General features: G+C 57.1%; 17 protein-coding genes and 1 pseudogene. 13 read left to right on the forward strand and 5 right to left on the reverse strand.

The window, feature by feature from the left end; all coding sequences use genetic code 11:
* Nucleotides 1–37: 37 nt before the first annotated feature.
* From FJW03_RS00380 to FJW03_RS00415, 8 genes are all read left to right on the forward strand, one after another.
* Nucleotides 38–1,120, forward strand: coding sequence for an ABC transporter substrate-binding protein (locus tag FJW03_RS00380; RefSeq protein WP_140767243.1), 1,083 nt, complete (start codon nt 38–40; stop codon nt 1,118–1,120).
* A 244-nt stretch (nt 1,121–1,364) separates the two neighbouring features.
* A complete protein-coding gene (locus FJW03_RS00385) occupies nt 1,365–2,528 on the forward strand; it encodes an ABC transporter substrate-binding protein (RefSeq protein ID WP_140767244.1) in 1,164 nt (387 codons plus the stop codon).
* Entirely contained in the window at nt 2,513–4,285 is a 1,773-nt protein-coding gene (locus FJW03_RS00390) for an ABC transporter permease subunit (protein ID WP_140767245.1), read from the forward strand. The genes FJW03_RS00385 and FJW03_RS00390 overlap by 16 nt, the downstream gene beginning before the upstream one ends.
* A gap of 21 nt (nt 4,286–4,306) precedes the next feature.
* Nucleotides 4,307–5,398 (forward strand): ABC transporter ATP-binding protein, encoded by a 1,092-nt coding sequence (locus tag FJW03_RS00395; protein ID WP_226890534.1) that lies wholly within the window; start codon nt 4,307–4,309, stop codon nt 5,396–5,398.
* Between the two features lie 175 nt (nt 5,399–5,573).
* The gene (locus FJW03_RS00400; RefSeq protein ID WP_140767246.1) at nt 5,574–6,461 is read left to right on the forward strand and encodes a polysaccharide deacetylase family protein; all 888 of its coding nucleotides are present in this window, start codon (nt 5,574–5,576) and stop codon (nt 6,459–6,461) included.
* Between the two features lie 674 nt (nt 6,462–7,135).
* Nucleotides 7,136–8,707 (forward strand): M24 family metallopeptidase, encoded by a 1,572-nt coding sequence (locus FJW03_RS00405; protein ID WP_226890535.1) that lies wholly within the window; start codon nt 7,136–7,138, stop codon nt 8,705–8,707.
* Between the two features lie 440 nt (nt 8,708–9,147).
* A complete protein-coding gene (locus FJW03_RS00410) occupies nt 9,148–9,444 on the forward strand; it encodes a hypothetical protein (protein ID WP_226890536.1) in 297 nt (98 codons plus the stop codon).
* A 100-nt stretch (nt 9,445–9,544) separates the two neighbouring features.
* Nucleotides 9,545–9,907 (forward strand): hypothetical protein, encoded by a 363-nt coding sequence (locus FJW03_RS00415; protein WP_140767521.1) that lies wholly within the window; start codon nt 9,545–9,547, stop codon nt 9,905–9,907.
* Nucleotides 9,908–9,964: 57 nt separating this feature from the next.
* On the opposite strand, the pseudogene tnpC reads toward FJW03_RS00415, so the two are convergent.
* From tnpC to FJW03_RS00435, 4 genes and pseudogenes are all read right to left on the reverse strand, one after another.
* Nucleotides 9,965–11,514: pseudogene (gene tnpC, locus FJW03_RS00420) on the reverse strand (IS66 family transposase).
* 69 nt (nt 11,515–11,583) lie between these two features.
* A complete protein-coding gene (gene tnpB / locus FJW03_RS00425) occupies nt 11,584–11,940 on the reverse strand; it encodes an IS66 family insertion sequence element accessory protein TnpB (RefSeq protein ID WP_127242249.1) in 357 nt (118 codons plus the stop codon).
* Complete coding sequence (gene tnpA, locus FJW03_RS00430) at nt 11,937–12,425, reverse strand: IS66-like element accessory protein TnpA (protein WP_319022897.1); 489 nt, start codon at nt 12,423–12,425, stop codon at nt 11,937–11,939. Before tnpA ends, tnpB begins: the two co-directional genes overlap by 4 nt.
* A 350-nt stretch (nt 12,426–12,775) precedes the next feature.
* Nucleotides 12,776–13,711, reverse strand: a complete 936-nt coding sequence (locus FJW03_RS00435) for a LysR family transcriptional regulator (protein ID WP_140767468.1) — start codon at nt 13,709–13,711, stop codon at nt 12,776–12,778.
* 156 nt (nt 13,712–13,867) lie between these two features.
* Here FJW03_RS00435 and FJW03_RS00440 point away from each other — a divergent pair, with 156 nt between their 5' ends.
* The 5 genes from FJW03_RS00440 to FJW03_RS00460 all read left to right on the forward strand — a co-directional run bounded on the left by FJW03_RS00440 (nt 13,868) and on the right by FJW03_RS00460 (nt 19,277).
* A complete protein-coding gene (locus FJW03_RS00440; protein WP_140767467.1) occupies nt 13,868–15,232 on the forward strand; it encodes an acyclic terpene utilization AtuA family protein in 1,365 nt (454 codons plus the stop codon).
* A 2-nt stretch (nt 15,233–15,234) separates the two neighbouring features.
* Complete coding sequence (locus tag FJW03_RS00445; RefSeq protein ID WP_140767466.1) at nt 15,235–15,609, forward strand: hypothetical protein; 375 nt, start codon at nt 15,235–15,237, stop codon at nt 15,607–15,609.
* Between the two features lie 11 nt (nt 15,610–15,620).
* Complete coding sequence (locus FJW03_RS00450) at nt 15,621–17,072, forward strand: M20/M25/M40 family metallo-hydrolase (RefSeq protein WP_140767465.1); 1,452 nt, start codon at nt 15,621–15,623, stop codon at nt 17,070–17,072.
* A 489-nt stretch (nt 17,073–17,561) separates the two neighbouring features.
* Nucleotides 17,562–18,740: a M24 family metallopeptidase gene (locus FJW03_RS00455; RefSeq protein WP_140767464.1), complete on the forward strand. Its 1,179-nt coding sequence runs from the start codon at nt 17,562–17,564 to the stop codon at nt 18,738–18,740.
* A 279-nt stretch (nt 18,741–19,019) separates the two neighbouring features.
* Complete coding sequence (locus FJW03_RS00460; RefSeq protein WP_140767463.1) at nt 19,020–19,277, forward strand: hypothetical protein; 258 nt, start codon at nt 19,020–19,022, stop codon at nt 19,275–19,277.
* Here the strand turns inward: FJW03_RS00460 and FJW03_RS00465 are convergent.
* Nucleotides 19,258–19,959 carry a response regulator transcription factor gene (locus tag FJW03_RS00465; protein ID WP_226890537.1) on the reverse strand — a complete coding sequence of 234 codons (702 nt, stop codon included), beginning with the start codon at nt 19,957–19,959 and terminating at the stop codon, nt 19,258–19,260. The two genes, FJW03_RS00460 and FJW03_RS00465, sit on opposite strands and share 20 nt — an antisense overlap.
* Nucleotides 19,960–20,168: the final 209 nt, after the last annotated feature.

Raw genomic sequence — 20,168 nt, forward strand, 5'->3', positions numbered from 1 at the left:
ATCTCAAAAAGAAAACAAAGAAAAAGGGAACACGTTTATGTTTATGCCGTCGCGCCGCGAAATTCTGAAGATCGCAGCTTCAGTTGGAGTTATGGCTGCCGGTATGCCATTTGCCGGCATTACGAAGTCTCGTGCTGATGGTACGATTACCGCAATTGAATGGGGCGGGCATTACATTGATGCGATAAAGAAGATTGCGGAAAAGCAATCGGATGTGCAGGTAAACTGGCAATTGCACGCAAGCGGGGCCATGGCCATTCTGCCCAAGATCAAGGCCACTTGGCCGCATACTGGTATCGATCTCTTGGCGGGCTGGGATCCGCTGTGGCAAGCAGTGGCCCGGGAGGGCTGGGCAGAGCCGGTCACGCTGGAAAGGGTCCCGAACCTTGCCGACATCCCGCCGAAGTTGCTGGTGAAGGACGGTGCAGGGAACATCATCAGCGTTCCGCGGACAATAACGTCGATGTTCTGGTACTATAGGCAAGACGCTATTCCATTCGAAGTGACGAAGCTTGATGATCTTCTTGATCCCCGGCTCAAAGGTAAACTCTGTTTTCCCGCCCCTTCAATAAATTCTAATCTTCAGATGGTTTCTCTTGCTCTCTATAAGGGTGGAGACGAGAGAAATTTAGAACCAGCATGGGAGTTCGTAAAAGCGTTGGCTCGAAGTGGAAACATCGGCCGGGTTGCAACGGCTGACAACGATGTTACGAATTCTATCAGTTCAGGAGAAACATGTATTAGTTTTCAGACTGGCTCGGCTGTTATCGAACAGGCGCGTAATTTCAAGATACGGTATCTTACAAAGATGGATCCGGCATCGGGATTTCGGTCATTTATCTTTCAGGAAGGATGGTGTGTGTTGAAGGGCGGTCACACTGACTCGGCTTTCCAGTTCGTAAACTTTTCGATCAGTCCGGAGAACAATGCGGAGTTCAATCGGGACATCGCGGGTATCCCCGTCAATACGAAGTCGACAGTACCCGACGAAATCAAGCCCATGGTGTTTAACAACGATGAGATGGACCGATACGCCTTTATTCCGGATTGGTCTTACCTATCGACCCAGAACGATGTTTGGATGAAACGCTGGGAGCAGGAGGTCGTGCCTCTGCTCTAGCTGCAATTACTGTACTTCCAAATCGGGGCGCAAAGGCGCATCGAATTTCCTGGGAAAAGTCGGTTGTTGGCAATCAGCAAGAATGTCGCTCGGGTGCCGCGGTTTGTCCCCGGGCAATTCGTGCATGCCCGATTTTCGGCGTCAGATGTCCTCGTGTTCCAAGACCGGTGAAGCGAATAAATGCTGGCTGCCACAGTTGGTCCGGGACTCTGAGGGGACGACGACTGGCATTTAGCGGTGGGGAATGAAAACCAAGAGAGGTGTTGCTATGGCTAGTTCGTTGATTCCAAAATTTACCCGCTCGGGAATAAACCGCCGGACCGTCTTACAGGCCGCCGCCGCCGCGATGTCAATTCCGGCAGTGGCGCGGGCAACCAGCGCCTTTGCCCAAGAAAAGCTCACCGGCAGTGGCCAGGTAGTTGTGTATTCATATGGCGGCTCCTTCACCGACGGCATGCGCAAACGCGTATTCGAGCCTTTCACGCAGGCTACCGGCATTACGGTCGTGGATGTAACTGCCGATAATGCCGAGCCTCAGGTTCAGGCGATGCACCAGGCTGGCCGCATCGATTGGGATACTGCTTTCATCCAGACCTTCAACTATCCAGATATGCACAAAGCAGGGATTTTTGAGCCCATCGACTACAGCCTGTGGGACGCGGAATCGCTGGCGGGCGTGCCGGAAAAGACTAGGCTCCAAGATGCCGTGGCCGCGTTCGAAGCCGTTATGTTGTTGGCTTTTGATGAGCGCGTCTTTGGAGATAAAGGACCCAAGACCTGGGCAGATTTCTGGAATATTGAGGCGTTTCCTGGCCCGCGTGGGCTTTATTCCTTTGTTCCACAGTACACCCTCCAGTGTGCGTTGTCGGCCGACGGTGTGGCAAACCAGGACATCTGGCCGCTAACGGACGACAAAGTCGACCGGGCGTTGAAGAAGCTCGACGAGATCAAACCATATGTAACTAAGTGGTGGACCGCAGGTGGTGAATCGCCCCAGCTTCTCATTAATGGCGAGTATGTCATGACGAGCGCGTTCGATGGCCGTGCGATCTCCTCCATTCTCAACCGGGCGCCGATCCGGATCGCTTGGGATGGTGCGTACGGTAACTACAATTTTTGGGTGGTACTCAAGGGTGGTCCGAATACCGACAACGCCCAAAAATTCATAGCCTTCGTGAACCGGGCCAAGAACGCAGCAGAGTTCACGCTTGGAACAGGGTATCCCGGCCCCAATGTGAACCAGCTGGGGCATTTGCCCCCTGAGCTAGCTGCCCTGGTCAACATTAATCCGGAAAATGGATCTAAAGTGGTCCTCGAAGACTACGAGTGGCTCGCTGCAACCCGTTCCGACGGCAAGAAGAATATCGATCATCTCCAGGAGCGCTGGCTGGCATGGCGAGCAAGTTGATCCCCTTCGTACGAAAGGTCATGCCGGAGTCCTCACGGACTTCGGCAGGCCCTACAGGCTGGGCGCTACTTCTTTTGCCTGGAGGCCTTTACCTCGCCATCCTCTTTGTCGTGCCCCTTATCGGCCTGCTGTTGCTATCGCTCGGCATGCCAGAATGGACGCTGGTCAATTTCCTACGCATAGGTGAAAGCCCGGCTTACCTTTACGTGCTCCGCAATACTCTAGAGATCAGCGTCTCGGTGACTGCAATTGCGTTAGTGCTCGGCTATCCTATCGCCTACACTCTTAGGATGAGCGGCGCGACGCTCCGCACCTTCCTGCTCATAGCGGTGATTCTTCCCTATTTCACCAGCGTTCTTGCGCGGACTTTCGCTTGGATGGTTCTTCTCGGACGCGTAGGCGTCATCAATGAGATACTACTCTCGAGCGGGCTGATCTCTCACCCACTTACCATGCTTTACAACCGAACCGGCGTAATCATCGGCATGACACATATCGTCATTCCACTCATGGTTCTGCCAATGTTGACCGTAATGTCCGGCATCGACGAAAGGTTAGTGCGTGCTGCGAGGGCAAACGGTGCAAGCCCTTTGGCTGCCTTTTTGACGATTTTTTTACCACTCAGCCTGCCGGGTATTATTGCTGGAGTGCTGCTTGTTTTTATCTATTGCCTGGGCTTCTACATCACGCCGGCCCTACTCGGTGGCTTGTCGGATCTCACCATCACAATGGAGATCAACACTCAGGTCGTAAACCAGCTCAATTGGAACTTCGGCTCTGCGCTGTCTATGGTGCTGCTCGTTGTCGTGTTGGCCATATTGTGGATCGGCTCGCGGTTCTTTCCCATTGAGCAACTCCTGGGGTTCGCCGATGACAAAGTTGGGGCAAATGTTTCCCTACGCCGCCAGACGCGAACTCGCTGGTTGATGCATGTGGGTTCAGCAGCAAATACGCTCGACCGCTGGCTCCCGTCGTTGGGCGGGCGCGGTGTTCCGATACTGGCATGCTTGCTGGCAGTGCTTCTCTTGCTGCCGGTTCTTATTGTGGCTTACTTGTCCTTCAGTTCCTCGCCCTATTTCGTGTTTCCTGTGCCGGGCTATTCGCCGCGCAACTACGAAGCCTATTTCTCGGATGCTCAATGGATTCGAGCTACACGCACAAGCATCCGCGTCGCCTTGATGGCAGCTGGAATCGCGGCCGGGCTTGGGACGATGCTCGCCTTCGGCCTCTCTCGCGGTCGCATCCCTGCTCGGGGCCTAGTTGTGGCGCTTGTGCTTTCGCCCATCATCATGCCGACAGTAGTGGTGGCGGTTGCGACATACTTCGTGCTGGTGCAAGTCGGCCTTCAGGGCACCGAGTTCGGCCTAGCACTCGGTCACGCGGTCTATGCCATCCCCTTCGTCGTGCTTGTCGTGGTAGCCAATCTGCGCGATCTCAATCCGGCGTACGAACGAGCAGCTCGCAGTCTTGGCGCCGGACCTGTGGCAACCTTGTGGACGATCACTGCTCCCCTGCTAATGCCGGCTGTGATGGTTGCCGTTTTTTTTGCCTTTCTAACCTCGTTCGATGACGTCGTATACGTGCTCTTCCTTGGCATCGGCAAGGTGACCACATTGCCGATGCGTATGTGGGACGGAATAAAGCAAGACATCAATCCCACTATATCGGCTGTGGCGACGCTGCAGATGGTGTTTGCCGCGACTATCGTCATAGTCAGCGCCTTAGTGAGGCGCAGCAAAATCAGACGTCCGCACTGAAGTCTCAATCACGATAGAGGTATGATGCTTAAGACCATACGTAACGCTGCCGAAGTAATGATCGGCGGAATCACACTGCGGGATCTGAGCAAGCGGTATGGCAGCGCACTTGCGGTTGATAACGTTTGTTTGGAGGTCTCTCCGGGCGAATTCCTGTCCCTTCTTGGTCCGAGTGGGTCCGGCAAGACGACCACGCTGATGATGATTGCCGGGTTTGCGACCCCCGACACGGGCCGAATCCTGCTGGACGGGAGGGATATAACCCGGGTCCCCACACATCGACGCGAATTCGGAATCATCTTTCAGAACTACGCGCTATTCCCTCATATGACGGTTGCTGAGAACGTTGCTTATCCGCTTCGCATGCGCCGTACGGCCAGGGCAGATATAGCAAGCCGTGTCAATCGAGTCCTCGAGCAGGTGCAGCTTCGTTCACTGGCGGATCGATACCCGCACCAGATGTCTGGTGGCCAGCAACAGCGCGTTGCCATCGCTCGGGCGCTGGTTTTCGATCCGCCGGTCTTGCTTCTGGATGAACCGCTTGGAGCCCTTGACAAGAAGCTTCGCCAACATCTGAGAGCAGAAATCAAGGCGCTTCACAATGAGGTCGGGAAGACAATGATTTACGTCACCCACGACCAAGAGGAGGCGCTGGCCATGTCGGATCGGGTTGCCGTCATGCACGAGGGCCGCATCAGGCAGGTTGCCCCACCGCGCGACATGTACAGCCGGCCTGCAGAACTCTTTGTCGCAAGCTTCGTAGGTGAAACGAACTTGATCCCGGTGACGCTCAAAAACGGCTTGGCCCACGGTCCAAGCGGAGAGCATCTCAAGGCCCCCATCTGGGAGCGGGGGGACACGCAAGCTACACTTTGTATTAGGCCGGAAAATATTCTTTTCCATATTACCACTATCGATACGACAGCCGATCTCGTGGGCACCGTCGCTTCTATCACGTACCTTGGTGACGCGACGGTCGTCGAATGTGTGACGACTGGTGGGCTGCGGATAACGTCGAAACTACTCAACCAGTCAGGCAAACAACTTCCTTCTGTGGGATCGAGCTGCACTTTAAAGTGGGCGTCGACCGATGCTACGATTCTTACCCAATAGCGGGTGTCTGTGGCTGGCCGCACTGCGGGAAAAGGGTGGCACACCAGCGGTGAATCAATCTCACGTTTACGGGCAGTAAAATAGCTGAAAGTAAAATGATCTTGCTGGTAAGCCGGCTCTCTATTCCACGAGGTTATAGGTAAAGTACTAGCCGACACAAACATGGAGACAAAACTTGCCAAATACCGCATGGCCAAATGGTGCCAAGGTTGCTGTCACTCTCACTTTCGATTTCGACGCTGAAACGTTGTGGCTCGCGCGTGATCCGGCCAATGTCGATCGCCCCGGTACGCTCTCGCAAGGCACCTACGGTGCTAAAGTGGGCGTCCCAAAGGTTCTCGAGGTCCTTGCCGATGAAGGGTTACCAGCCACGTTCTTCGTGCCCGGCTGGGTCGTGGACAACAGAACCCGGGTGGTCGAGACGATCGTGAAGGCTGGCCACGAAATCGCAAACCATGGTTATCTGCATAAGGCGGTTGATCCAAAAGATCCCGAAATGGAACTGGAGGAGCTCCAAAAGGGCATTGACGCCATCAAGCGTGTAACCGGTGTTTCTCCAGTTGGTTATCGCGCACCGTCAGGAGAAACGAGCCCGAACATGATCCGCCTTTTGACCGAACGGGGTTTCATTTACGACAGTAGCATGCTCGATGACATCGAACCTTACCGGCATTTCTTGGAAGATGGATCTCCTGCTATCGTTGAGTTGCCTTGGCACTGGAGCATGGACGACGCTCAGTACCTGCTTACCAGCGGCAAGGCTCACCGCCCAATCCTTACAAACGATCACATACTTTCGATTTGGAAAGCGGAGTTCGATGAGGCCTATTTATCAGGGGGCTATTTCGATCTGGTCATGCATCCGCAAGTGATCGGCCGCCCGTCCCGCATCCGCATGCTGCGCGACTTCATTTCATATATCAGGAGGCACAACAGCATCTGGTTTGCACAAAGCCGCGATGTTGCGACTACATGGCTCCATGTCGCGAACAAGGCAAGTGGGGAACCGCGCATTTCCCCGTTTTTGCGCCAAAGCGAGGACGGTACGATTTCGCAACGCTAACACGCTCTCATAAATGAGCGTCGGGTTTCGTTGGAGGCTCATCCGGCGGAGATCCTGCGCGGTTCCGGTTGGGGGCCAAGAAAAAGTAGATTTCGATTCATTCATTCCGGCTACTACCACCACGCCGTATTCCGAAGCTTACGCAAAACCGGGGCACAGGGGCACAGGGCATCTGCTCGCAAGAATGGCGTCGCACCACCGACTGAGGCCAAGGCGCCAGGTTTCGTGTGGCTTTGCTGTAAGGGTTACTCCGAGGAGGAGCGGGCACAGAAAAGTCAGGCAGATCGAAAACTTTGATCAGTGGGCGGGGGTCACTTTCAAGAGTGTCATAACTAGGCCCCAGGCTTGTGGGCTGATTTCCCCGCGGCAAATCCATTTCATAGGCAAGCCTTATGAAATGATCTGTGTACATTATTTGACTTTCTGTGAGCATGGCCGCTTCTTGTTTCAAAGGGACGAAATCGACGTTCCTTGAAAGAAAATAAACAGCGCTTCGATGGCGCGACGTCGTCAGTTGTTGTCTTGCTGAAAAGGCTATGGTCACCAAGCCGAATCAGGAGCGGTCCAACTACGAACGAAGCTTTGTCCATTCAGGGGCCGGCGCATTTGTCGGGTGTGGTCCGCACCAGTTGCGAGGTCTAAGGGCCGACCCTGGCAGCTTGGGGAATGTCATCATGGAGGATCTCCCGGCCTCTGTCGGCGTGGATCTGTTTGCCGAGCACGGTAAGAATCCACGGGCACGTACAGATGTCTTAGTGACCGCTGGAGGATACGAAACTCGTCTCGGATTCTCAGATCCGGTCTTCGATGAGAGCGTTGTAGTCGCGAGCAGCTTTGAGGAAAATCAAATAACCGAGTTGCGGCTCTACCCTATAGAACACCGTCATTCGAAGCGGCCGGCCAATCGCAGGGTTCTACGGCCGGCTCTTGCGCCACAAGCCAGAGCGACCCTAGGCCGCTTACAGATACAATCGAGGCCGTTCGGAACTGAAATCACTATCGAAAACGATGTTGGCGTCAACCGCGGTCCGTTCAAACACGGATCAATCGAAACTGAAGGAACCATCATGGAAAAGCAGCAGCTTTTTGAGCGAACCGAGTTTTTGGCCCGATTGGCTGCGGTGAAAGACGAGATGGCGAGACGGGGTATTGACGTACTGCTCATCTCGGAACCGCCAAACATGAACTATCTCACCGGCTACGACGCCTATTCATACTATGTGCCGCAATTCGTAATTGTTTCGCTCAATGGTGACGAGCCGATCTGGATCGGCCGCTTCATGGATCGAGTGTCCGCGGTGATGACCACCTATCTCGCAGATGATAATGTGAGGTCATATCCCGACAAATATGTACAGTCGGCTACCTTCTCGGCCTACGACGTCATGGCGGAAACGGTAAAGCAGATCGGTGGTGAGAAAGCGCGAATTGGCGCCGAGATGGGCGGCTACTATTACTCCGCGCGGGCTCACTCCGATCTTATGCGAGCTTTGCCGCATGCGGAATTCGTAGATGCCGATTTGCTTGTGAATTGGATCCGAGTGGTAAAAAGCCCAGCCGAGATCGCCCTTATGCGCCAAGCCGGCAAGATTGCGGATGCCATGATGGAGCGCGCCATCGATACAATTGCGCCAGGCGTGCGCGAATGCGATGTCGCAGCGGCTGTCTATCACCAGATGGCGGCGGGCACGCCGGAATTTGGCGGGGCCTATATGTGCTCTCCACCCTTTCTGTGCGTTGGTGAAAGAGCAGTTGCGCCCCATGCCGCCTGGACCGACAAGCCCCTGCCGGCTTCAACGATTATCAATCTTGAGCTCTTTGGAAACCGGCACCGTTACCAGGTGAACCTAAGTCGCTCGATATCGCTCGGAAAGCCCACTCCCGCGTACCAGAATCTTTCCGAGATTATGGTGGAAGCCTTGAACGCCGCTCTTGACAGTGTACGGCCTGGCCGCACCTGCGCAGAAGTGGAGGGCGTCTTCCGGCAGAGCCTCGCCCGGCATGGATTGGAAAAGGAAGCGCGTCTCGGCTATTCGATCGGACTAGGATATCCGCCGGGGGCCGTAGAGCGCACGGCTAGCCTGCGCAAGGGGGATGAAACTGTCCTCAAGTCGGGGATGTGCTTCCACATGATGCCCGGCCTGTGGCTTGACGATGTCGGCATAACGATCACGCAGTCTTTTGCCGTAGCTGACGACGGGCACGAACCCCTGTCGTCGATTCCGCGCAAGCTTTTCGTTAAATAGCTCCGAAGACAGAGGATTTGTTTGGAGACCCAGCTAACCGGCGGAATTCTTTTTGAAGCCGGCTAGTACTGGTAACTGGTAGCGGTGCTCAGGAGTCAAAGCAGAAACGGATGCGGGTCAGCTAGTTCTACAACGTAGGCTGATACTATGCCGCACCATTCGGTGTAGCTCGTACGTGCAACCGCGACTTCTCATGGCGTCTGCTGGTCTGACTGCGACTCGGCGCGGTTTATGATATGAAGGAGAGTTTCGCGTGGTCGTTAAATCAACACCTCTCGGCGTGCTAATGCTTGAGCGGGGGTTGCCGGCCGTAGGTGTCATCGCCCCACCGCCGCTCGGCTCTCTCCGCCACTCAGCCACCTTTGACTTCCCTGTCATCTACGAAACAGTTGCGGGAGCTTGGGTAGACGTCAGCCAGGCGCCTGATCGAGCGAGGGGCCGTGGCAATTAGCTCCAATTGCGGCTTCTCCATTCGTTATCAGCGTGCAGTAGCCGCATCGGTGAATGTACCCGTGGTAATGTCGAGCCTGCTCCTGTTGCCGGCATTGCTCCGGCAGTTGCCTTCACCCGGCAAGATCGCGGTTCTGACCTATGATTCCCGCCATTGCGGCGAGGAGCTTCTTCAGATTGATGACCCGGGCGATCGAGCGAGAGTGGTGATCGGAGGCATCGAAGGCGGCAAATTCTGGCATGACGAATTGAAACGTCCAGTGCCGCCTATCGATGTTTCAAGGTAAGCGTCGTCTGGAACGCACCCGCGTCTAAAAAAGCTCAACGCGTCGTTCAACATCATGAGTGCCGAAGGGTATAATGGGACCAGACAACGAGGAGAGCTCTATGAAAGTCGAAACGAAACTCAGAATTGAACGAGGCGACGTGTGCGTAGCCGACAGGCTGGACGAGGCATTCAACCTGGTTACCGGGCATGAGCTTCCGGAAGCGGACCAGAAGCCCTTTGGTCGGATAAGAGGCAATGACTTTGGGATGGAGGACGCTGAGCGCGCTGTCGCAATCGTCCATAGCCGGAGCGCCCAGATACTGAAGCAGGCAGACACTGCCGATGTCTTTAAGGATCCGGCGCTTCAAGCTATCTGGGCCGATGGGCAGCGAATGGCAGCGGGGCTTGCTGTGCGGAAGGCAGACGAGTTCATGTCCGCTCTCAGGGATGATGTCCGCGAAGCCACAGGTAGCAATGACTAACTGCGCCCTTTCAAAATTGCTTGGGCATAGCCGTTTACTTAGGATCGCGTCGTACTTTCACTGAACCTTGCTGTGCAAAGCTCTCGGTGCGAGGGCGCGGTTGGAATAGGCCCAGGGCAGAAGTTCGTCGATCTGGCTGTTGGGATGTCCGCTGACGATCCTGGCGAGCACGTCCGCGAGGTAGGCAAGTGGCTCGACTCTATTGAGCTTGCACGTTTCGATGAGCGAGGCGACGACGGCCCAGTGCTCGGCACCACCGTCCGATCCGGCGAAGAGGGCGTTCTTTCGGTTGAGCGCGATCGGGCGGATCGACCGCTCGACGGTATTAGAGTCGATCTCGATGCGTCCGTCGTCGAGGAAGCGGGTGAGTCCCTCCCAGCGTGACAGCGTATAGCGGATTGCCTCGGCGAGCTTGGTCTTCTGGCTGATCAGGCCGAGCTTCTCGCGCAGCCACGGCTCGAACTCGACCAGGATCGGCCGGCTCCTTTCCTGGCGCACAGCACGACGGGCGTCTGCTGGCTGGCGGCGGATGTCGTCCTCCACGCGATAGAGCTCTGCGATGCGCCGGAGCGCCTCGCTGGCGATCGGCGCTGGGCCGGCTGCGGCGAGTTCGTAGAAGCGCCGGCGCACGTGTGCCCAGCAGAAGGCGAGCGTTGCGCCGCTCTTGTCGGCGAGCACGCGATAGCCGCCATAGCCGTCGACCTGCAGGATTCCGGTGAAGCCCGCCAGATGGGCGATCGGTCGCTCGGCCTTGCGGTCCGGCGCATAGACATAAGCGACGCCAGGTGGGTCGCTCCCCTGCCATGGCCGATCGTCGCGAGCGTAGGCCCAGAGCTGCCCGGTCTTGGTCTTGCCGCGGCCGGGATCCAGCACCGGCGCCGTGGTCTCGTCGGCAAAGAGCTTCGGCGAGGCTTTCAGCTTCTCCAGCAGCCGCTCGTGGACCGGACGCAGATGCCAGGCGGCGCGGCCGACCCAGTCGCCGAGGGTGGAGCGATCCAGATTGATGCCCTGCCGGGCGTAGATCTGCGCCTGGCGATAGAGCGGCAGGTGATCGGCATATTTGGAGACCAGAACCTGCGCGACGGTGGCCTCGGTCGGCAGACCGCCTTCGATCAGCCGGGCGGGCGCCGGAGCCTGCACGACCACGTCCTCGCAGGCACGACAGGCATATATTTGGGCCGCCGTACGACGATCACGCGCAGTTGCGCCGGCACGATGTCGAGCCGTTCGCTAACGTCTTCGCCGATCCGATGAAGTCCGTCGCGGCAGCATGGGCAGGCATGGTCCTCGATGTCGACGACCATCTCGATGCGAGGCAGATGCGCCGGCAGCGCACCCCGGTTCGCCCGCCGCTTTGCGGTGCGCTCCCTGCGCGTGGCAGGATCGGCACGCTCGGCCTCTTCCTCGCCTGCCGCCTCGATCTGTTCGGCCTCCTCAAGGCCAAGCAGCAGTTGATCTTCGGGCAGGCTCTCGGCCCGGCGGCCGAAGCGGTGACGCTGCAATTCCTTGATGATCTGGGTCAGGCGAGCATTCTCGACATCGCGCGCCAGGACCATCGCCTTCAGCACATCCGGATCGTCGGGAAGCTGGTCCGCTGTCATCGCCATGATCGGATCAGACCATATTCGCCAGTTCCGGGCGACAGCGGAATCCAGGCTGATTCACTTGGTCGCGGATCAACCCGCCTGCGCCGGAGCGCGCGTCCGGCGGGCTTCATGAACCCGCCGCCAATCAAGCCCTTCAAGCAGCGCCGACAACTGAGCGGCCGTCAGCCGCATCACGCCATCCTGCACTTTCGGCCAACGGAACTCGCCATCCTCCAGCCGCTTCGCATAGAGGCAGACGCCGGTGCCGTCCCAGAAGATCAGCTTGATCCGATCCGTTCGTTTCGCCCGGAACACGTAGACTGCACCGCTGAACGGATCGGCGCCCATCGTCTCGCGCACCAACGCAGCCAGCCCCTCCGCACCCTTGCGGAAGTCTACCGGCTTCGTTGCCACCATGACCTTGACGGCGCCCGTCGGCCCGATCACGAGGTTGCCTTCAGTGCACGGATCACCGCCGCAACCGTCTTGGCGTCGGCTCCCCGGCCGACCCGCATGGCGATGCCGTCAATCTCAAGCTCGATCACGCCAGCATCTCGGGTCGCCTTCCGCTTCCGCGGCTGCGCTGGACGCGTCGGCGCGGGTTCCGGAGCCGGCGCCGTCACCACCGCCGGAACAAAGAGCGGTTCAGGTGCCGACGCCGTCAACGGCTGACGAGCGGCCCGACGCCACGCGAACAGTTGCTGCGGAGACAAGGCATAGCGCCTGGCCACCGCGCTCACGGTCTCGCCAACCTCGTAGCTTTCCGCCACGATCCGCGCCTTCTCATCCGGCAGCCATTCTCGCCGCCGACCGGCGCCAGTGAAGATCTCAAGCCGACGAACCGGCTCTTCATCCCTGGACTTAAGCGTAAGCTCTGAAATCGTCATGTGTCGAAGCCCTCGAGGGCTTCGAACATCGTTCCTTCCGGTCATGTGCGAAAGGTGCTGTCAGAACACCGCTTACGTTTCAAGTCTTGAGGCGGATGTTGCGTCCTGTATCGAGCGACTGAGAGGCACGCATCCGAAAATCGCAATCATCCTATTGGAATGTGCGGCCTTCCCAAGCGTAGCGCCCGCAATCCGTCAGCAGACAAACCTGCCGGTCTATGACATCGCCGGTTTGTGCAAGGCCACTATGGCTTCTGTGGCTTAGCGCCGGCTGATATCCGACACCGAAACGATTGCACGTAAACGCAAGGCTGCGGCAAGATCGTGCGGTTGCCAAAGCGATTGCTACGTTTCCGTTCCCGTGTGGCGGGCCTGCGTCAAACCTGGCGTGTCATCTACCGCTTTAGTCTGAGCGCGACCTTCTTATCTGGGGTTCGCAGTTCGCTCGAAGCTCGATCACTAATGAATTGGATCAGCTTGCTCATAGTCGGTGATTGTAGCCTCTCCTTGCGAAACACGAAGCCTATTTGACGTGTGATAACGGGCTCGACCAGCGGAATCATACTCAGTTTATCCTTACTGACCATAGACAAGGTCATTGACGGCAATATGGTGATTCCCAGCCCGGCCGATGCAAGCGCGCTCGCCGATGGTATCTGGCGAACTTCGAATGCCGCATCCACCGAGATGCCTGCCTGGAGAAAGCCTGCATCGGTCAATTGGCGAACCGAAGAACTCCGGGAAATGGCGATGAAGGGCCAATCTTGAAACTCGTGCCAGGTCACTTTCGGCATGCGAGCGAGGGGATGTCCGCGGTGGCAGACCGCGTGTAGAGCGTCCTGGAAGACAAGGTGAAACTCGAGTCCGGTCATATCTTCCGGCCGGCTTAGGAGGGCGGCGTCAACAATGCCGTCATTGAGCATCGTCAAGGCTTCGCCCTGGGCAACATCGTAGATATTGACGTCGACGTTGGGATGAGCCTCCAGGAATAGAGGCAAATAGTCGGACAATAAGGAGCAAACGGCTGACGGAAGCGCCGAAATCGCAATTCGGTTACGCTGGCCAATGAGATGATCGCTAATCGTTCCAAGTGAGTGATGTAGGTATCGCACTGCCTCGCGCGCGGTTGCAATGATGTGTTGACCCTCGGGCGTCAGCTTCATCTTGCGGGTTGTGCGGTCGATGACAGGCATTCCGAGCTCGACCTCGACTCGGCGGATGGTCTCACTTACTGCCGGCTGGGAAATCCCAAGCGCCTCGGCAGCGGCGGTGAAGCTCATCGCATCGCCTACCGCAGCCAAGATCTCAAGTTGTCGGATAGTGAGATTCATAGTGACCTGCTCGAACGAGCAAAGCCTACATCATAGGTCGATGCTATGAAAGGATGTGCCGGCATTATTTGACATTTTTGCCCTTGGCCCCGTAAGCCACTGTGTATTTCCGCGCTGGGGAGCGAGGATCAGGCGGCAATATTATCGGAGGTTTTCTTGTCAAAGCCCGTCCTAATTGGTGCCGCCGCTGGGTTTGCCGGCGACAGATCCGACTCGTCGGGCCCTTTGATAGACTTGCTTTCGCGCAGCGACGGGCCCCGGTTTCTAATTTACGAGACTCTTGCTGAACGTACGCTTGCTCTTGCCCAGAAGCAGAAGCAAATCGTGCCTTCGGCAGGCGCGGTGCCGTCGCTCGAGCGGCTTTTACGACCCGCGCTACGCGACTGTGCTCGCAATGGAATAAAGATCGTCGGCAACTTCGGGGCAGCAAATCCGCATGCGGCCATGGATGCAATCGCCGGTTGGATGGCCGAAGACGGCTGTGGCGCATTGCGTATCGCTTGCGTTTCGGGAGACAATCTACTTGATCAGATTACCGACGCAGACTTGGCTGCCATTGACTTGGACAATGGTGTGCCGAAGACCCAACTCGTAGCTGCTAACGTATATCTGGGAGCGGCCGCCATTGTTGAGGCGCTCGACGGCGGAGCTGACATAGTCGTCACGGGACGGGTAGCTGACCCGGCCTTGGCTCTTGGTCCTTTGATTCATGCTTTCGGTTGGGCGTGGAACGATTGGGACAAGCTTGCCGCCGGCACCTTAGCCGGACACCTCCTGGAATGCGGACCTCAAGTATCGGGGGGGTACTTTGCTGACCCAGGTTGTAAAGACGTGCCGACGATGGATGCGATAGGCTATCCTGTTGTGAAGGTAGCATCAAATGGTGTGTTCGAAATAACAAAGCCGGACGGTACCGGCGGATTGATCGATCGGCGAACCGTCACTGAACAGCTTCTCTATGAGATTCACGATCCAGCCGCCTATTTTACGCCGGACGTTATTCTCGATATCACTGATGTCGAGCTTGTCGACTTGGGAGCACACCGGGTTCAGGTAAGCGGCGCGAAAGGCAGCCCACGTCCCAACAAATTGAAGGTCACGGTCTGCCTCGATGGCGGGCAATTAGCGGAGGCCGAGATTTCCTATGCCGGACCAAACGCCTTAGGGCGCGCCAAACTGGCCGCCGAGACCATACTGCGGCGGATGGCGAGATTTGCCCCAGGGCTGAAGGTGCGGGTCGATGCCATTGGGCAGCAGAGCGTGTTCGGGTCAAATGAGCGCAGTCCGTTTTCCGTGAACGGCGTCATGTGCGGCTCCGAAGATATTCGACTTAGGTTCGCGGCGATGACAGAAGATCGAAAAGTCGGTCAGTTGCTATTGGACGAGGTCGGCGCGTTGTATTGCGCCGGACCGGCGGGCGGCGGAGGGGTTCGGGCACATCTGACCCCTCGATTGGCGAGCGGCTCATGCTTCGTGGAGCGCGAGCGCGTCAACCACCATGTGATCTTTCGGGACGCCTGACCATGACGACAGCTAGACGATACAGGCTCTACGACCTTGTGCATGCCCGATCGGGTGACAAAGGAAATCGCCTTAATATCGGTGTCTTTTGCAACGACACCGAACTCTTCGGAGCGTTGCGCGAGCCGCTTAGCGCCGAGTTTGTTCGTGGGGTCTTTCGGCACCGAAACCCGTCATCCGTCGTCCGCTACGAGCTTCCCAAGTTAAGCGCTTTCAACTTCGTTCTCGACGGCGTTCTCGAGGGAGGAGTGAACGTAAGTCTCGGCTTGGATGGACACGGCAAAACACTGTCCTACCTGCTTCTGTCCGCTTCTCTCGAAGAGTCTCCCGCCCTGCGTGCATTTGTCGAGGGCCGTAAAGTTCAACTGGCGATCTGAAGGAATTGTCCATGCATGTAGATGCTATCGTTGAGGACCTGCTGGACCGCCAAGATGAAATAATGCGCGAGCTCTTCAATTTCCTGCGGATGCCAAGTGTAAGTACCGATCCGGCGTTCTGCCAGGGAATGCGAAGGGCGCAAGAGTTCCTGTTGGATTGGTTGAACCGGATGGGGCTCAGTGAGGTTCAACTGTTGGATGGTGGCGGCCATCCCGCGGTATTCGGAGCCTGGAACGGTGCATCAGGCAAGCCCACGGTGCTCATCTACGGCCACTACGACGTGATGCCCCCAGATCCGATTGAAGCGTGGGTGACTCCGCCTTTCGAGCCCACAATACGTGACGGGCGCATCTACGCTCGAGGCGCCTCGGATGTAAAAGGTTCAACTGTTATCGCGCTCGCGACGGTCGCTGCCTTTCTGAGTTTAAGAGGTTCGTGTCCGGTCAATATCAAGATCTTCTTGGAGGGTGAGGAAGAGAGCGGCAGCCCGAGCCTGCGCAACATTGTATTGCAGCACAAAGAATTGCTGCAAGCTGAAGCGATGATTTCGGCCGATGGTGGGCGGGCCAGTGCTCACTTCCCAACGATTAACGTGGGCTGTCGCGGGCTGGGGGAACTGGAATTTTCCATTCACACAGCTGACAAGGATCTTCATTCAGGAAGGTATGGCGGCACAGTTCGAAATGCCATCCATGAGATGGCTCGCATCATTGCGTCGCTGCATGATGAGCGGGGCGCTATCGCCATTCCAGTGTTGATGGCGGGCGTCCCGCCATTGTCGGAGGAAGAGCGGTTGCAAATTGCCATGCTACCGTTCAATGAAGCCGAGTTCCTAAGGGAGGTCGGTGCGCAAGGTTTTGGCGAAACCGGATATTCAGTGCGCGAGCAGCTCACCTTGCGACCGGCATTGGACGTCAATGGGATTTGGGGGGGCTATGTCGGCCCTGGTAGCAAGACGATCATTCCGAACACCGCCCATGCCAAGCTTTCGCTGCGTATCCCGCCGGGGCAGGATCCTCATCAAGCACTTGAAGCGGTAAAAGCGCACCTGCGGAATGTCTGCTCGCCCCTCGGGGTACGTCTTTCAATCATAGATCCAAATACGGGCACTCCGGCTTTCAGCTTGCGAAAAACACATCCATTGGTCGTCGCGGCGAAGAAAGTTCTGCTCCAGACCGCCAAGTTGGAGCCGGTCCTCGTACGTTTGGGCGCCACTGTACCGATCACGACGATATTTCACGAATTACTAGGAGTGCAGACACTCATGTTCGGCTTCAACCTACCAGATGAAGATGTTCATGCTCCCAACGAGTTCTTCTATGTTAAGTCCTTGGCGGAGGGACTGACTTCGTGGCCGAGGCTGCTTGAAGAACTCGGCAAATTCGACCTTGAGCAATTCCGGCAGATGGCAATCGAGGCGGCTCCCCCTCAGTCCCCTCATGGCGACACCTCGCACGGGTAGGTGGGCGAGCGGTCGGAAAGACGATTGCACCAACTCGGCCCATGGGAGTGGTCACCCTCTTGCACTGTCTTCTCAGCCGGCTACTGCCCATCAGCCTCGCCGCGGCCAGCGAAAAGCCGGCGCTAGAGAGACAGCTAACGGAATTGAGGTTTGAAGAACACGAGAGTCATGTGTGGTCTGGTTAGGACCCAAGGCGACAAGGACGGCAGCGGCCTCATCATGGCACTCCACGCTGCCGCTATGAAGCAGCCTTGAGGTCCTTTGCGCCAACAATGCCCCCTCAGCACTCAACCCACTTTAGCCTCAGGTTTGGCGGTCAGGCTTTCTCACCCTCCCAACGGGGAGGCCGGCGACCCACCGGCGAGACCTTGGCCTCAAGTTGCGGGCCGACTTTTAACAGCGAGGCAGTGGCGGAGATCCAGACGCTTATCCCTCTGCGCCAAAAACGCCAAAGCCATAATGTAAAACAACACTCAAGGAAGTGCCAGCATGAAAAAGCAACTTCACTTCGATAAGGTGGAATTTGCAACACGTCTGTCAGCGGTAAAGCGGGAGATGTCCAATCGAGGGCTCGATGTCCTCCTCGTTGTGGAGCCGGCGAACCAGAACTATCTCACCGGCTACTCCGCTTACTCATTTTATACGCCGCAAATGGTGATTGTATGTCTGGACCGTGACGAGCCGATGTGGGTAGGGCGCTTCATGGACCGCGTTTCGGCGACCATGACGACCTATCTTGCTGAAACCAATATCAGGGCCTATCCGGACCAATATGTAGCGTCCGCGACGCTATCAGCGTTCGACTTCATGGCCGATGTTGTAAAAGAAGTTGCTGGTGAAAAACCCACAATAGGCGTGGAGTTTGGAGGATTTTATTATTCAGCCCGTGCCCATGCCGACTTGGTCAAGGCGCTTCCCAATGCCAAAATCGTAGACGCCGACCTGATCATAAACTGGATTCGGATTGTGAAGAGCCCGGCCGAGGTGGCGATTATGCGCCAAGCCGGTGGCATAGCGGACGCAATGATGTGCCGTGCTATCCAAGTGATCGAGCCCGGGGTGCGCGAATGCGACATCGCTGCAGCAGTTTATCACCAGCAGATTTCCGGAACGTCCGAGTTCGGCGGATCATATGCATCCACACCGCCTTTTCTTTGCATCGGACCTCGTCAAGTCGCACCGCATGCCGACTGGACCGATGATCCCCTCCCACCTTCGACAATCGTAAATCTTGAACTTTTTGCGAATCGATACCGCTATCAAGTCAATCTCGCCCGCACGGTTTCGGTAGGCAAGCCGACCGCTGAATACGAAAAGCTTTCCGAGATTGTTGTGGAGGCACTGAACACAGGGCTGGAAACAGCTCGTCCGGGCGCGACTGCTGAGGAAGTTAGCACTGCCTTTAGCAGGAAGCTCGCAAAGTATGGGATCGAGAAAGAAGCGCGAGTCGGCTATCCGATCGGTGTGGGCTTTCCTCCCTCAATGCAGGATCGCACGGCCAGCTTGAGAAGGGGCGACACAACCGTCCTCAAGCCGGGGATGTGTTTCCATATGATGTCGGGCCTGTGGTTAAAGGACACTGGAATCACCATCACACAGTCTTTCGTGGTTACCGAGCAGGGACATGAGCCGCTGACGGAGATACCGCGTAAGCTGTTCGTCAAGTAGCGGACCGATGCTGTTGCCCCGGTAGTAATCCTTTGTTGTCCTCGGTTTCAAAATGGAAGCTAACCTTCTTCGCTCGCTCGGCATCCTCCTCCCTTGATCGCGGATTGCCGTTCTACGCGCCGCCGCTTTCCCCGCAGCCAGCCTCCAAGCGAAGTCCATCCTCATGAAGATGGCGAATTACTCGTTGTCGTATTCCATGAGGCTAACCGACCGGCGAATCTCTTCTCGGACTTCCAGCTTCCGTCGCGTTTATGGCAAGCTCTCGGTCGGATGTTTACAATGAATGAGGACGATCCCTATTTTCGCGGTGGCGTTCAAGCAGGTCAGGGCGATCAGCTGCGCCATGAAGTAGGACCTGACGCAAAAAGGAACAGAGTGGGCTCGCTAAGCTTCAACTCGATACGCTATAGGGCCGAGACGTATGCCCTGGAGGTGTTCCGCGGCAGATATGAAAACCTCGCGCGCCGTCCGATCGCGGAAATGCGCTGGGAAGCACGTGTGTTGATGCCGCTGCCGCTCATTGATCGTGCTCGTTGAGGGCGTAGCCTGCTGAGCGTATGGTGCGGATGACGTTGCGCCGAGAGATCGTCTTCATCGTCTTTCTGAGGCGACTGACATGGACGTCAACGGTGCGTGTGTCGACATGGTGATTGTCGGGCCAGGCCGCTTGGATGAGTTCGTCGCGGCTGCACACCTTGCCGCGGTTCTCGACCAGATAGCGCAACAGGTTGAACTCGATCGGGCCGAGATGCAGCTGCTGGCCGCTCCAACGCACCTTATGGCTTGCGAGCCGTATCTTGAGGTCGCCGCAGATCAGCGACTGATTATCCTCCTCATTGGAAACCGCCGGTGCTCCCGACAGCTTGCCCCGCAGATAGGTGAGTAGCTTGGCCGGCGCGAAAGGCCGCAGGAAGCTTTCATTGATCCCGGCCTTCAGCAGGCCGAGGTGCTGGTTCTCGGCACCGGGCGCGATCAGGGCAACGATGGCCAGGGATCGGCTCCGCGGATCGCCCTTGAGCCGGGCGCAAATCTCTGGCCCGCTCGCACCCGACGGCTGGCAGTCGAGGACGACGGCATGCGGCTCCCGTTCGCTCGCCAGTTGGATGGCTTCCTCGATGCCGCCGGCCAGCTCGCTTACGAAGCCGGCCTCCTCCAGGATGTGGCCGAAGACTAGGTAGAAGTCGGCGTCCTCAGAGCAGATCAGGACCAGTGGCTTCATCGGCGCGCCCTGCCTCAACACCTGTGTCGGTTTCCGATCGCGCCCCATCTCGGAACCTTCCCATTGCCCTTATGCCGAATTAGTTCCACATGCCAATGCTATCGGCCGGTTCCACCGTTTGGCAATTCCAGGTTGCCGTATAATCCTATATGCTCGCGAAACAAACTCCCTGCGGGGGCAAGCCCATGGGGAGATAACTGGCGGCGCGG

It is taken from the genome of Mesorhizobium sp. B4-1-4 (assembly GCF_006439395.2).
GTDB lineage: Bacteria > Pseudomonadota > Alphaproteobacteria > Rhizobiales > Rhizobiaceae > Mesorhizobium.

Bases quoted from the DNA above. Each gene is read 5' to 3' on its own strand.
- FJW03_RS00380 (WP_140767243.1), top strand. From the start codon at position 38: ATGTTTATGCCGTCGCGCCGCGAAATTCTGAAGATCGCAGCTTCAGTT.
- FJW03_RS00385 (WP_140767244.1), top strand. From the start codon at position 1,365: ATGAAAACCAAGAGAGGTGTTGCTATGGCTAGTTCGTTGATTCCAAAA.
- FJW03_RS00390 (WP_140767245.1), top strand. From the start codon at position 2,513: ATGGCGAGCAAGTTGATCCCCTTCGTACGAAAGGTCATGCCGGAGTCC.
- FJW03_RS00395 (WP_226890534.1), top strand. From the start codon at position 4,307: ATGATGCTTAAGACCATACGTAACGCTGCCGAAGTAATGATCGGCGGA.
- FJW03_RS00405 (WP_226890535.1), top strand. From the start codon at position 7,136: ATGGAGGATCTCCCGGCCTCTGTCGGCGTGGATCTGTTTGCCGAGCAC.
- FJW03_RS00415 (WP_140767521.1), top strand. From the start codon at position 9,545: ATGAAAGTCGAAACGAAACTCAGAATTGAACGAGGCGACGTGTGCGTA.
- tnpA (WP_319022897.1), bottom strand. From the start codon at position 12,425: ATGACCGGAAGGAACGATGTTCGAAGCCCTCGAGGGCTTCGACACATG.
- FJW03_RS00435 (WP_140767468.1), bottom strand. From the start codon at position 13,711: ATGAATCTCACTATCCGACAACTTGAGATCTTGGCTGCGGTAGGCGAT.
- FJW03_RS00445 (WP_140767466.1), top strand. From the start codon at position 15,235: ATGACGACAGCTAGACGATACAGGCTCTACGACCTTGTGCATGCCCGA.
- FJW03_RS00450 (WP_140767465.1), top strand. From the start codon at position 15,621: ATGCATGTAGATGCTATCGTTGAGGACCTGCTGGACCGCCAAGATGAA.
- FJW03_RS00455 (WP_140767464.1), top strand. From the start codon at position 17,562: ATGAAAAAGCAACTTCACTTCGATAAGGTGGAATTTGCAACACGTCTG.
- FJW03_RS00460 (WP_140767463.1), top strand. From the start codon at position 19,020: ATGAATGAGGACGATCCCTATTTTCGCGGTGGCGTTCAAGCAGGTCAG.
- FJW03_RS00465 (WP_226890537.1), bottom strand. From the start codon at position 19,959: ATGAAGCCACTGGTCCTGATCTGCTCTGAGGACGCCGACTTCTACCTA.